The following is a 13691-nucleotide window of genomic DNA, read 5'->3' as shown; positions in this document are numbered from 1 at the left end:
AATAATGTATGCTTAAAACGTAAGGAGGATTAAAATGAGTAACCTTCCAATTGATGCAAAACTTAAAGCTAATAAGGATACTTTCTTCCTCCCCGACTCAAACGGGGGTGTCTATTTTCGAAATAACGCCAGTTCATTTCGTATGGACGGTGATGGAATTTACAACTGGATTGAGAAATTAATGCCAATGTTTGACGGTAATTACTCTTTAGCAGAAATAACGGACGGTCTCCCTCTCCCCTATCAAAATCGTGTATTGGAAATCGGAGAGATTTTATATGAAAATGGTTTCGTTCGGGATGTAAGTCAAGATGCACCTCATGAATTAAATAGCGCATTACTTGATAGATACGCTTCACAAATTGAATTTTTAGAAGCTGATTCTCATTCAGGCGCTCTAAAATTCGAAAGGTATCGCGGGGCAAACGTCCTTATAATTGGTTCTGGAGATATGCTTACTTCCTTAGTTTCTTCTTTATTAGAATCAGGATTACCTACCTTTCATTACCTTGTTACAGATTATGAGGAAACAAATTACGACCGCATTCATGAGCTAGTAGAACTTGCATATGAAGTTGATGATACTGTACTTGTTCAAGAAATTGATACGACAATTGATCGTCCCCTGCATGAAGTGTTCGAGCCTTTCGACTGGATTTTGTACGTTTCTCAAAATGGAGATATTGAAGGTTTAAGAACAGTTCACACGATTTGTAGAGAAATAGGAAAGAACTTCATACCAGCCGTCTGTTTATCAGCACTTGGTATAGCTGGTCCTATTGTAACAGCTAATCATGAAGAATGCTGGGAGTCCGCATGGCACCGGCTACATGAAACGACTTTACAAAATGAACATTCATCAGCATCCTTTTCTCCACTTCCATCTGCAATGTTAGCAAATGTAATCGTATTTGAATTACTTAAGCATGTCGCTGATGATTCTTACCGAGAAAAAGAACCACAATTCTTTTTATTAAATTACGAAACACTCGAAGGAACATGGCATCCTTTTATAAAACATCCTCTCGCAACTGATGAAAGTTTTACAATTGATACGATAGAAAATCTTTCTGAACAACTTGAACATCGGTCCAGCCAACATACCTCGACTGATTTATTCCGCTTTTTCGACTCATTAACTTCTAAAGAAGCTGGTTTATTCCATGTATGGGATGAACAAGATTTATATCAATTACCGTTATCTCAATGCAATATTCAAGTAGCTAACCCATTATCAGATGGTCCTGCTTCCCTCCTGCCTCTTATGACTTGTGGTGGTTTGACTCATAATGAAGCACGCCGAGAAGCTGGTTTAGCAGGAATTGAAACTTATGTAGCGGAAATTATGCACCGCCTTATTCCTGAACATAATGATATCGGTATTGGCGCTGGAGAAACGATGACAGAAGGTGTATACCGGGCGCTACAACAACATTTAAACAATAAATTGTATGAACGGCAGTCACATATGCTAGAAGAAATTACGACGGTCGACTTAACCGAAATTCATGATAAACATTGTAGATTCTATTACAATGCTCTCGCTACAATTCATGAAACACCTAAAATAGCAGTAAGTGAAGAGATTCTCAGCTTTCCAGTCGTTTGGGTCGGTATAAATGATCGATGGTACGGTGCATCTAATATTAATACAACGTTAGCGTTACGAAACGCACTACAACTATCCCTTCTTCATATTCAAAATGAAGAGACTTCATACAGAGCTAATATCTTACCGGAATCCTCTATTATTTTATATGACACGGATTCTTTTAGGTTAGAAATACAAGCAGAAGAAGAAATTCCAAGCACGCAATCTGTACAGCTTGCCTTGCAACATTTAGAAGAACATAATTTTTATCCATTCGTGTTTGATTTAGCTATTGAACCATTTTTGAAAGAAAACTTAGATGGTGTGTACGGGGTATTAATTGCAAAGGAGGACAGTCTATGACTCAAAATATATTGCTTATAGGAGATGGCTTACTTGCAAACTATGTACATGATCAACTATGCAAACAATATTCTATCATTCGTCAACATAACCTTACAGAAGAACTCCCTGAAAATATTCATCTCGCTCTCGTACTACATGATGGCTCTCCTTCTTCTATTCATCATGATGCCGAGCTAATGTTTCGATCGAATCATATTCCATGGCTACGTGCATTCACTTCATTTGGTGAAGGTATTATCGGTCCTTACATTCATCCTCTTGCAACTGGCTGTTCCAACTGCTCTGATGGACGCCGATTTATCGCTGGCTTTGACCAACAAGAAATGTGGGAACTACAGCGTAAATATGCGTTAAAGGCAGATAATGTCACAAGGCGTGATGTACGCGCCACCCAAAATGGTATGTTACAAATGTGCCATCTTATTCGTGCAGAAACAGAGAAAATATTAACTCATCACCATTCTTCTTTAGAACATGAACTCATTTTACTAAACTTACAAACACTGCAATGTACGCGGCATTCTTTTCTTCCCGATCCGCTCTGCCCTGTATGTAGCAATTTGCCTGATGATACAGCAGATGCAGCAACGATTTCGTTACAACCGAGCTTAAAAACAAGCGAAGCAACATATCGCTGTCGTTCCATTCATGAACTAAACACATTTTTAACGAGAGATTATTTAGATTATCGGGTCGGTATGTTAAACGGAAAAATGCAGCATTCTTTATTACCATTCGCTGACGTTATTATAAACATGCCATTAATGTTTGGAAATGAAGGTGTTGCAGGCCGAACTCATTCATTTGCAATAAGTGAAGCAACTGCTATTTTAGAAGGTTTAGAACGATATTGTGGTATGTCACCTCGAGGAAAAAAGACAAATGTACACGGCAGTTTTCGTGAGTTAGAGGATCATGCACTGAATCCCCTCTCGCTCGGTGTACATACAAGTGAACATTATAATCGTAATAGTTTTCCATTTAAACCGTTTGATCCTGACTATGAACAAAACTGGGTGTGGGGCTACTCTTTATTACAAAACCAGCCGATTTTAGTTCCTGAATCAATCGCTTATTATAGCCTCGGTCATCGAGATGCTTACGTATATGAAACATCAAATGGATGTGCCATTGGTAGTAGTTTAGAAGAAGCAATTTTTCACGGCATTTTAGAAATTGTAGAGCGTGACGCCTTTTTGCTCACTTGGTATGCTGAATTACCTCTTCCACGCCTTGATCTTAGTTCAGCAAACGATACGGAATTACAATTAATGATTCAGCGGCTGTACACGATTACTGGATATGAGTTACATGCTTTTAACGCAACGATGGAACACGGCATCCCAAGCTTATGGGTAATTGCGAAAAATACGCGTGAACATGGAATGAACGTCGTTTGTGCGGGAGGCTCTCATTTAGACCCTGTCCGCGCTTTAAAGAGTGCCATCCATGAAATAGCAGGCATGTTACTAATAACAGATGATGAGCTTGAACAAAAAAGAGAGCACTACGAAAACTGCTTACAAGACCCTTATCTCGTTAGCCAAATGGGAGACCATAGTATGTTGTACGGATTGAAAGAAGCGGAAGAACGTCTTCACTTTCTTTTACGTGACGATGCACCGGTGCAAACGTTCCAAGAAATGAACAGGTTACAATCAGTTGATCTAGATTTAACATCCGATCTTCATCAACTTTTAAAACGTCTAGAACAAGCTGGACTTGAGGTAATCGTTGTAGATCAAACAGTACCTCTTATAGAAAAAAACGGATTACATTGTGTAAAAGTCATTATTCCAGGCATGCTACCGATGACGTTCGGTCACCATCTTACTCGGGTTACAGGACTGGATAGAGTGTATACCGTACCGATGACGCTTGGATATAGCGCTGAGCCTTTAACGAATGAACAATTAAATCCACATCCGCATCCGTTTCCATAGTAAAGGAGGGATTCTATGCAGCTGGATACTTTTTTACATCATCTCCATTTTTCAATCGATGAAATTATGCCGAATCATGAAGTGGACTGGGAAGATGCACCGCTCCCTTATAAATTATATCGAAATGTACCTGTCATCCCTCTCCCTTTAGAAATCCCATTATCTTTACCTAACGCTTCTACTACACCTACTTTGAAGGAGATTGGTCATTACCTTTGGTGCTCATTTGGTTTAACACAATTATGTCAGCTAAATAGCGAGAAAATTTTATTCCGAAGATCTATCCCTTCCGGCGGTGCTTTATATCCAAATGAATTGTATATATATTTAAAAATTGACGATTATCCAGACGGGATTTACCATTACGACGCCGCGCATCACCGACTTATTTTACTTCGCGAAGGAAATTTCGATTCTTATCTTTCGGAAGCACTTGGCAATCGTTGTAACTTACATTCTTGTTTTTGTGCTGCATTTGTATCCACTATGTTTTGGAAAAACTACTTTAAATACAATAATTTTTCATATCGGCTTCAAGGGCTAGATAGTGGTGTTCTCATCGGACAATTACTTGCATGTGCCAAACAATTCGGTTACACAAATGGCGTATATTTTCAATTTCTAGACCGTGCAATCAATCATTTACTCGGACTGTCAGAAGGCGAAGAAAGTGTGTATGCCGTTGTTCCTTTAAGTACAGAACCGCAGAATGATTGGTTTCACAATGGTGATCATGATACTAACACGGTTACTTCTCATGAATTACTGCAGCAAATTCCGCCGTTAGCACACGAACATTTCGTTAGATCAAAGGAAGTAGATAAACATCCTATGATAACAAAAATAAATGAAGCTTCTATGATTGAATCGACAGCACACTTCCAAACACTACATCATGAAGAGCACTATCAACATCATGCGCACGCTGTACAGTTGCCGAAAGTAGATCGGTTATCATATGATTTCTTACAACTTTGTAAAGAACGATATTCCCCTGATGCTGACTTTACTTTAACGAAATGGGATGCAGCAGAGCTCGCTACTTTACTACAAGAAGCGAGCCTCTCCTTCCCTTATTACAACGACCTTGATGGTCAGTATATAAATGAAAATGCACGTGTCTCCTTATATGGATGTTTTTATAACGTAAAAGATATAGACAACGGTGCTTACGCTTATAACAGTAAAACACATTCCATACAACCACTTCGATATGGAGACCTTCGTTATCCCCTTCAATCTAGTATGACGATGGATAACGTAAATCTTTTTCAAGTACCGCTTTGCCTACATGTAATCGGAAAGAAAGATTACTATACAAATGCATTAGGCTATAGAGGATACCGTATTCACCAAATGGAAGCTGGTATCCTTGTTCATAAACTCGTTTTTGCAGCGACTGCGATGGGAATGGGCGGGCATCCATTACTAAGTTTTGATACAAATTCATGTGATCAGTTGTACGGGATAGATGTGGGAAATGAAACGTCTCTCATTCAAATTCCTGTCGGGGCGTATCGAGCGCGGAATTGGTTAAAAGGGGATTTGCGTAATTAGAAGCACGCCGGTGAACGGCGTGCTTTTTTAAAGGACTTAATTTATAAAAAGCGAAATAAGTATATATTCTCACATAAAAGGAGAGTTTAACTTGAGTATTTTACAACGATTAATCCAGCAAGCAAAAAATCCTCGCGGAACGATTGGTTCTTCCATGCTTTGTATTATGAACAGTGCACATACGAGGCTAACAAATTGGGCTTTACAGAAAATACATATACAGACAGATGCAATCATATTAGATATCGGTTGTGGCGGCGGTAAAACAATACATACTCTTTCAAAGCGAGTTCCGTTTGGCAAAATACACGGAATTGATTACTCCGATCAAGCTGTAAAAAATTCTATACAGACGAATATAAAAGATGTTCAAAACCAAAAAGTCATTGTTCAACAAGCAAGTGTCTCTTCTATTCCCTATCATACGAACTTCTTCGATCTCATAACCGCTTTTCAAACACACTACTTTTGGCCTGATGTGGAACAAGATATAAAAGAAATATTTCGCGTCCTACAACCGAACGGATCCTTTTTATTAGTCGCTGAAACTTTCAAAATTCAATATCATATGGAGAAATGTAAAACGAATGAAGAATTAATAAACCTATTTTATAAAACAGGATTTAAAAGTGTGAAATGTTACGAAGAAAGAGGATGCCTTTGTGTGATAGGAAACAAATAAAAAAGCAGGCCCTTTGAGGTCTGCTTTTTACTAGATTAACTTAAAAATACTCTTAATTTGTCTTGCAAATAACCAATTTTTCGTACCGTAGTTATCATTTAAACTATCTAAATGGATAGATTGTCCGTTAGCAAACTTTAATTGTAACGTTGTATTTTTGTCATTTGTTTTTAAGTTACTATTTGTAATCGTATCATACTTTAATTTTTCAATTTCAACATACTCATCTTTTTCTTGTCCGATCACGACATGGTCTTGGAAGAAGAACAATACTTCTACTTTCTTACCAAAACAAAATACGTTTTTCGTATAAATTAATGTCGCATTATCAAGTCCGACGCATACTTCTTTCATCTCTTCCACAACATGTCCAAAGTCTTCTTCTTGTCTTGCGTTTGATTCAGCAATCCATTCTTCGATTGTTTTCATGTTAATTGCCATACTGTGCCTCCTGGTTCGTTCATTGCTTTATTTAAAAATAAATACTATATGAAAATATAAGCGATAAGTACTATGTTTTCAAGGGCGAATGGTATATTCGAAATAAAGTGAAACTTTAATCAGTGGGGGTTTTGTTCATCCCCCACTGATTATCAGCCCTCACCAATCGGACGTTTACGGACAGCCCGACTCCCACCTAACTTCTTTGCCCCAACTGAATTTTGAGGTGGGCGTTTTACTGTCCGTTAACGCGGGATAAAGTTAAATTTCAAAGTAATATACTAGGAGCATCGATTTCATTATATTTTAAACGTTTGAACGAGACATTCTTCATCATCGATTAACTGTGTTTTCTCATCAAATTCGATGTTTAGCTCCCTATATACTTTCTTCCAAAAAGAAACTGCTCGTACATTTTTCACAAGTTCGATAACGAAATATTGTCCTCTTTTCTCTTTTAATACATTCTCAATAACTCTTTTACCGATTCCTTTTCCCTTGTACTGATTCAATATGAAAATGTCATTTATGCCAAAGTCGTTTTCCTTCTTCAAAAACGGGCGTTCCAACAATAATAAAAATCCTACAATACTATTTTCAGCTTTTATAAAATACGGATTGATTCCGTCATTTTGCCAAAACATGTGTAAATCTTCGTATTCAAAAAATCCATTTTCCCCAATCGTTATATTAGGAGTGAATGTCGAGAGGTCATGAAGATATAGTGCATACAAATTACGCAATATTTCTTTTTCTGATTCTTGAACTATTTGAAGTGTTACAAACATTTTTAGTGATCCCCTTCCTTGTACGTAACTATTTCCAATCCTCTTCATTCGACAAAAATGATGATTCCCCTTTAACGAAAAAAATAGCACTTAAAAAGTGCTATTCTGCTCGCCTTGCCGCTTGCTGAATTGGATCCCAAACACTGTTATATGGTGGTGCGTAACTCAAGTCAACATCTTCTAACTCATGAATGCTCATTTTATTGAAAAGTGCCATTGCGATCACATCAATCCGTTTATCCACACCTTCTTCTCCAATTACTTGTCCACCTAATAATTGTTTCGTGTCAGAGCGATATAATAATTTCAAATAAAGTGGCTTAGCACTTGGATAATAACCGGCCATATTTGTTGAATCTATCTTAACCGTCTTATACGGGATGTTTAGCCCTTTCGCTTCTTTTTCATTTAAGCCTGTTCTTGCGAGCGTCAAATCCATAAATTTAATAATACCTGTACCTAACGTACCTTTAAAGGTTCTTCGCTTATCCAGCATATTCAGTCCAGCGAGTCGCCCTTGTTTATTCGCAGTCGTTCCAAGCGGGATATGGTCATAAATTTCTTTTATAACGTGGTAATGTGTTGCGCAATCACCAGCTGCATATACGTCCTGTACATTCGTTTGCATATATGCATTTACTTCAATTGCCCCTTTATAATTTGTACGTATATTTGTTCCTTCAAGAAAATCAGTATTTGGCTTCACTCCAACTGACACTAAAACAAGATCTGCTTTATATGTTCCTTTATCTGTTTCAATTTGTTCCACTCTTTCATTTCCTTTAAATGCTTTTACATTTTCATTCGTTAAAATTTCAATATGATGTTTATCTGCTTCTTTATGTATATATGCAGCCATATCTGCATCATAAATCGTACCGATATGATCATTTCTCTCAATCATTCTTACTTTCTTACCAAGTTCGACGAATGTTTCTGCCATCTCCAGTCCAATCGCACCGCCACCAATAATGGTTACATTCTCAATTTTGTTTGTTTCTAACGTTTTTAATATGCGCTCAGCATCTGGAATTGTTTTTAAAAGATGAACGCCTTGTAGCTCTCGACCTTCCCATTCTGGCATAACAGGACGCACTCCAGTTGCAATTAATAATCGATCGTACGGAAATTCAAAAACATCCTTCGTCTTCGTATGTTCTGCGTACACGATTTTCTTTTCCGTATCTACTTTCGTTACTTCATGTCGCACTTTCGCATCAATTCCATATTTATCACGAAACGTCTTTACATTACGCGCAATTAATTTTTCCGTTGACGCGATAGCACCACTAATGACATACGGTAATCCACACTGCGCGTACGAATAAATTTCACCTTTTTCTAACGTCACAACATTTGCAGTTTCATCGTTTCTAACAATTTGCATAGCTGCACTCATACCAGCTGCATCTCCGCCAATAATAACATAGTTCACTTTACCACTCCTTCTTTTTTACATACTCTTTACGTTTTCCATATTTTATAGAAATAACACCTACTTCCATTGTAAAGAAAGAGAATTTCATCTTCAAATTTAGTGCACAAACCTATGCCTGAATAGGTAATCGTCGTGTCTTATAAACAACATGTTTAATATGCTATAACAGTAGCTATGGAAAGTAGGTGAAACATATATGTGCGCTGGCCTTCTCGTCCAGCTTCCAGAGGAACCGATAGAACCGAGACCCGCCCTCCCGCTTGAACAAGAGTTTACCATTAGTACAACTTTATACAGCGCTCGCGCTTGGTTATCTGACAATGACACTTTCCCACAAACTATTTGGAAAGCGACTCGCTTCGCTTCTGCATCACACGCTGGCAAATCGATTTTCCCAGTCGGTACTGTTAAGATTCTAAATTTTTCTGAGGATACAATAACAGTTACTATATCATCAGAATCAGATGATGCTCTCAACATAATCGTCCCTCCTCGCTCCGAAGCTGCTTTAACGTCTAGCTCTTTATCTGATGTGCAAGCAAGTACGTCAGGAGGGGCAAGCAAAGTCACATTCCTCTTTCATATCTTTTTCTCAAGGGATCCTGGTCCAGCTAAAAAAACATAGAAAAGGTACAGTTATGCACTGTACCTTTTTCATATGTTCTATTCTCTTGATTTGTTCAGTTCAACATTATAAGATTCAATCTTCAAACTGAGTCCCACACTTTGTACATACATTCATCCACCTTTTCTTTAGAGGCCAGTTAATCCCTGTGTAAAGGTTTGAATTATCGTGTTTATGTAAGACCAAAACACGATAAACGTTGCAATTCCGATGAAAACATTTGCGATAAGAAGAGTGTAAACAAGATCTAATCCACCGTTATCTAATTTTACTGTAGCTACAATTATACTAATTCCCATATACGTTGTAGCCAGCCCTAATAAGATTGGTAAGAAAAAGATTAATAAAAAACTAAAAAGAAAAGAAAGCACTAATATAGCAATAGCTGGTGTCGCTATCGTTCCCCATATACCGAATACTTCAAGAAACGAAAAAGATGATTTCATCATCTTCCCACTTACAAAAATAATAAATCCGACAAATAAAGTTAAAATTAGTAAAAATAAAAAGACCGTTACAGAGTCCAAAAAGAATGTAGGAGTAGGTATATCTGGTGCAAATGTTTTCGTAACAGCTGCTGCAGCACTCATCATTCTATAAAAAATACATGCCCCTAAAAAACAAATAAGAACAAGACTTACAATTCCATTTCGTACTTCAACCTTGCCGCTTTTCATAATCGCTGTCGGTGCTTTGAAAGCATGTTTAAAGAACTGAAAATAGCCACTTGCAAACCGCTTCGCTTGCTCTACCGTTTCATTTGGTCGAGTTTCCTTTGCTGGTGCTACGCGTGCTTGTTGCTCACCTTCTTCCTGTGCACCACTCGCTACTGCTTCCTCGGTCAACGAATGTCCACAATTCCCGCAAAACTTTGCCTCTGCTGCATTTTCCGTCTGACACGCCGGACATTTCATTCTCTCATCCCTCCTTGAGCATATACCATATAGGGTGTTACAAATTCAATATATGACTTTGGACATAAAACATGACTACAAGAAAAAGATTATGAAATCCTTCTTTCAAATGAAAATATATATGCTAGCAATCTTGAAAAATAATGCTATTATGAAACAGAACAAATAACATTTTTAACAGATTGGATGACTGGCAATGGAATTGGTAAACTCAATTTTTCAAATACTCCTTACAAGCGTAATCCAATTATTTTCTTTAATTGGCGTTATCATTGTAATTGGTTTTCTATTAGGCTATTTAGAATCTCTCACACGCATGTATTGGTCGAGAGCTTTCGGAAGAAAAGGATTCCTTTTAACGGCTTGGATCGGTGTCCCTATTCACGAACTTGGACATGCCATTATGTGTGTACTATTTCGTCATAAAATTGTAGCAACGCAGTTTTTCCCAACAGATACAAGTCAAGGTGCTTTAGGCTACGTACAACATCAATACAATCAAAAAAGTGTATATCAACGAATTGGGAACTTCTTCATTGGAATCGGTCCTATTATTTCTGGTATTACTGCGTTAATCCTTTTAATGCGCTATTTCGTACCAAATTCATATTTCTTATTTAATACAACTCTCGAAAAAACAATTGCTTCTACTTCTATTAATATAGAAATGGTTCAAAACATGCTCTTGTCGACGTTCGTATTATTGAAAAGCTTATTTACAATAAGTAATTTATTGAATCCTTCCTTTTGGCTATTTTTATTTATCGCCATTTGTATTTCTGCACATATCGCTTTAAGTAAACCAGATATTAAAGGATCAATAGACGGTGTGATCGTCATGTTTATCGTATTATTTTTATTCAACATAATCGCAGGACTATTTCAGTACGACAGTAACCAGCTCATTGGCAAAGTGATGAAGTATAATATGTACCTCATTGCGTTTTCTAGTGTAGCACTGCTGTTCTCTTGTATTTCTACACTTGTTAGTTTTGGATTTTATAAAATAAGAGGAGGGCGTTCGTTTTGAACGCCCTCCTCTCCTCAATTATTCCCCTTATAATCACAATGCTCAACCGGAACACGAGCATGTCCCTCGTCATCTGTACACCATGACTGCGACTGGAAGGCAAGAAAGATACCAGCCCATTCTTCTTCCTTTTCAAAGTGAATGATTATTCCTCCGTCTTGCCATATACCATTATCACCTTTCCATTTCTCTACATTCCCTTGATTCATATGAATATCGTGTATACCGTTTCCTGGCTCGAAATGAAAGTAAGAATCAGGTGTATTTTCTTCTGGTCCCCATCTTTCACCGAACGCATAAATAATTGCCTTTTCTTCTATCGCTCGTTTTATATAACGTTCTATTTTTTCGTTTAAATCATTATCTGTTCCTGCTTTTTCGGGAGGTAAAGGAATCATTTGTTTTGAGTCAAATAGATTTCCTCTTACATAATCTAAAGCCACTTTCGGCTCATTATTTTTTACTTCCGTAAAACCAAATGGTAATGTCGGTAAAATATGAATCGCCTCTGACCTAATATTGTTACTCGCAAAATATAAAACTTCTGACGGATAACTTTGCGATTTTACGTTAATTGCAATACGATACTCTACTTCACCTTGTAAATGAACTTGATAATGAGGAGTTTTCCCTTTTCCGATCTTAGATTGTATAACGGTACCTTTTAACACACCATAATTTTTTAAGGGCATACATTTCATCTCCTATTCATTTAGTAGAAGATTTTCATACTTAAGGCATTATCCATATAAAAAGAAAATCCTCCTTTCTCAGGAGGATTTCTTATTTTCTCAACATATACCAAACAATAACCTCCACCACTACGAGCAACACCGCCCCAAAAATCATTAACGTCGTCTTCTTTAATAGTTCATTTTCACGATATGGGATGTTACATAAATACGCACCTAATGTAATACGTGACGGGCAAGCGATTGTCGCTACTGACGATGCGGTGTTTTGCAGAGTTGTGACGTATTGCCACGGGAGTGCTACGTTTTGCGCAGTTTGCATTTGTAGTTTTATGAACATCGCATTTGATCCTGCGTTACTACCTGTTAAAAAGCCACCGATTCCACCGATAAACGGAGCTACGAAAACGAAAAATGTACCGAATGTTTCACCAGCTGTTTTTGCAAGCAATGAATGCATGCCAGATGCACCCATTAGTTCTGAAATAGCGATAAACATCGTCGTCGTAATCGCAAAAGGAATCCATTGTTTTATCGTTTGCGAGAGTGATTGTTTAATAATATGAGATGGAATACGGAAGAAAATAATAGTAAATAAACAAGTCATACCGAGCCAAAACCCTGGTGAATACAGCATTTCTAATTTGTAAGAGTATGATTTTAAATCAAGGACTGCATATGATCTGAATACATCATGTAATGCCGGTACGAGGCGAGAAAGCAAAATACAAACGGTTAAAAATATATAAGGGCTAATAATTTTGATAATGGATACTTCTCTCTCCGTTGCTGCCGCATGTTCTGTTATAAGATTTTTCCCACTTTTTCCTTTTAGTTTTATGATAAGAAAGCCAAATGCAATGGTAACGATAGAACTTAATATACCTGCTAGTTCAACACTTACGTATGCGTTAGAAAGATAGATTCCGAGAGAAAATAATAGAAAGAAACCGATTCCTTCTTTCCACTTTTCAATAACAGCCTGCCAACCACCAACAACGTGTAAAGAAAGAATGACGAAGTAGGCAAACATCGGGATGCTTAATAGTGCCGTATTTGTGCCAAGCGTTGTAAGCGGCATATTTATAAGCTGCGAACCGATAATCGTACCAGTTGCCATTGCCCCCCACGAACTGGCTAGTAAACCGATAAATGAGAGCAGTACAGCTTGAAACGGTTTATAGCCTAATGATAGAAAGATAGGTGCTGCAACCATGAAACCAATTCCGAATCCACTTACCGATTCAATTAGTGGGCAAATACCAAAACACATAAGAAGCATTTGTAATAAACGATCGTGCGTCACTTCTTCTAAAAAACGTGCTACTTGATCGATGTACCCCATTTTGTTCATGAGGTGAAATAAAAAAATACCGAAAAACAAAACGTACCCGACAATAAAACAAATTAACGAACCTTTAATCGTTGCGTGAACAGTTTCACTTATCCCTAATCGAAACGTTGGCGAGAGTAAAACGATTCCAACAGACACAACGTAAGCAATTAAAGAGGACCGTAATGACGTTTGTTTAAATAAAAATAAACAAATGAAAATCATCATAATTGGGATAAGTGCCAACAATATGGCCATGTTATCATCTCTTTTCATTAAAAATACAATTTT

At 37.4% G+C, this 13691-nt stretch carries 12 protein-coding genes; 6 read left to right on the top strand and 6 right to left on the bottom strand.

Going from position 1 to position 13691, the window contains the following annotated elements; all coding sequences use genetic code 11:
* Nucleotides 1–34 precede the first annotated feature (34 nt).
* From MHB74_RS06530 to MHB74_RS06515, 4 genes are all read left to right on the top strand, one after another.
* Nucleotides 35–1954: a putative thiazole-containing bacteriocin maturation protein gene (locus MHB74_RS06530; protein WP_061678783.1), complete on the top strand. Its 1920-nt coding sequence runs from the start codon at nucleotides 35–37 to the stop codon at nucleotides 1952–1954.
* Nucleotides 1951–3900 carry a TOMM precursor leader peptide-binding protein gene (locus MHB74_RS06525; protein ID WP_061678782.1) on the top strand — a complete coding sequence of 650 codons (1950 nt, stop codon included), beginning with the start codon at nucleotides 1951–1953 and terminating at the stop codon, nucleotides 3898–3900. Before MHB74_RS06530 ends, MHB74_RS06525 begins: the two co-directional genes overlap by 4 nt.
* A 15-nt stretch (nucleotides 3901–3915) precedes the next feature.
* The gene (locus MHB74_RS06520) at nucleotides 3916–5457 is read left to right on the top strand and encodes a SagB family peptide dehydrogenase (protein WP_061678781.1); all 1542 of its coding nucleotides are present in this window, start codon (nucleotides 3916–3918) and stop codon (nucleotides 5455–5457) included.
* A gap of 91 nt (nucleotides 5458–5548) precedes the next feature.
* Nucleotides 5549–6139, top strand: coding sequence for a class I SAM-dependent methyltransferase (locus MHB74_RS06515; RefSeq protein WP_061678780.1), 591 nt, complete (start codon nucleotides 5549–5551; stop codon nucleotides 6137–6139).
* Between the two features lie 30 nt (nucleotides 6140–6169).
* Here the strand turns inward: MHB74_RS06515 and MHB74_RS06510 are convergent, their stop codons facing one another.
* The 3 genes from MHB74_RS06510 to MHB74_RS06500 form a co-directional block, all read right to left on the bottom strand.
* A complete protein-coding gene (locus MHB74_RS06510) occupies nucleotides 6170–6580 on the bottom strand; it encodes a DUF3908 family protein (RefSeq protein ID WP_061678779.1) in 411 nt (136 codons plus the stop codon).
* A gap of 299 nt (nucleotides 6581–6879) precedes the next feature.
* A complete protein-coding gene (locus MHB74_RS06505; RefSeq protein WP_061678778.1) occupies nucleotides 6880–7368 on the bottom strand; it encodes a GNAT family N-acetyltransferase in 489 nt (162 codons plus the stop codon).
* A gap of 100 nt (nucleotides 7369–7468) precedes the next feature.
* Entirely contained in the window at nucleotides 7469–8803 is a 1335-nt protein-coding gene (locus tag MHB74_RS06500; RefSeq protein ID WP_061678777.1) for an FAD-dependent oxidoreductase, read from the bottom strand.
* 199 nt (nucleotides 8804–9002) lie between these two features.
* On the opposite strand from MHB74_RS06500, the gene MHB74_RS06495 reads away from it, so the two are divergent.
* The gene (locus MHB74_RS06495; RefSeq protein WP_061678776.1) at nucleotides 9003–9431 is read left to right on the top strand and encodes a hypothetical protein; all 429 of its coding nucleotides are present in this window, start codon (nucleotides 9003–9005) and stop codon (nucleotides 9429–9431) included.
* A 128-nt stretch (nucleotides 9432–9559) separates the two neighbouring features.
* Here MHB74_RS06495 and MHB74_RS06490 read toward each other — a convergent pair whose 3' ends face one another.
* On the bottom strand, nucleotides 9560–10345 hold the full coding sequence (locus MHB74_RS06490; RefSeq protein WP_000650078.1) for a zinc ribbon domain-containing protein: 786 nt from the start codon (nucleotides 10343–10345) through the stop codon (nucleotides 9560–9562).
* A gap of 196 nt (nucleotides 10346–10541) precedes the next feature.
* On the opposite strand from MHB74_RS06490, the gene MHB74_RS06485 reads away from it, so the two are divergent.
* The gene (locus MHB74_RS06485; protein ID WP_046958289.1) at nucleotides 10542–11375 is read left to right on the top strand and encodes a hypothetical protein; all 834 of its coding nucleotides are present in this window, start codon (nucleotides 10542–10544) and stop codon (nucleotides 11373–11375) included.
* Nucleotides 11376–11389: 14 nt separating this feature from the next.
* On the opposite strand, the gene MHB74_RS06480 is transcribed toward MHB74_RS06485, so the two are convergent.
* Nucleotides 11390–12067, bottom strand: coding sequence for a DUF2278 family protein (locus MHB74_RS06480; RefSeq protein ID WP_061678775.1), 678 nt, complete (start codon nucleotides 12065–12067; stop codon nucleotides 11390–11392).
* A 91-nt stretch (nucleotides 12068–12158) separates the two neighbouring features.
* Nucleotides 12159–13658, bottom strand: coding sequence for an L-lactate permease (locus MHB74_RS06475; protein WP_061678774.1), 1500 nt, complete (start codon nucleotides 13656–13658; stop codon nucleotides 12159–12161).
* Nucleotides 13659–13691 lie beyond the last annotated feature (33 nt).

The organism is Bacillus sp. FSL K6-0069 (assembly GCF_038007785.1).
Lineage (GTDB): Bacteria > Bacillota > Bacilli > Bacillales > Bacillaceae_G > Bacillus_A > Bacillus_A mobilis.
Note: the sequence above shows the minus strand (reverse complement) of the source record. Positions and strands in the feature narration are given on the sequence as shown.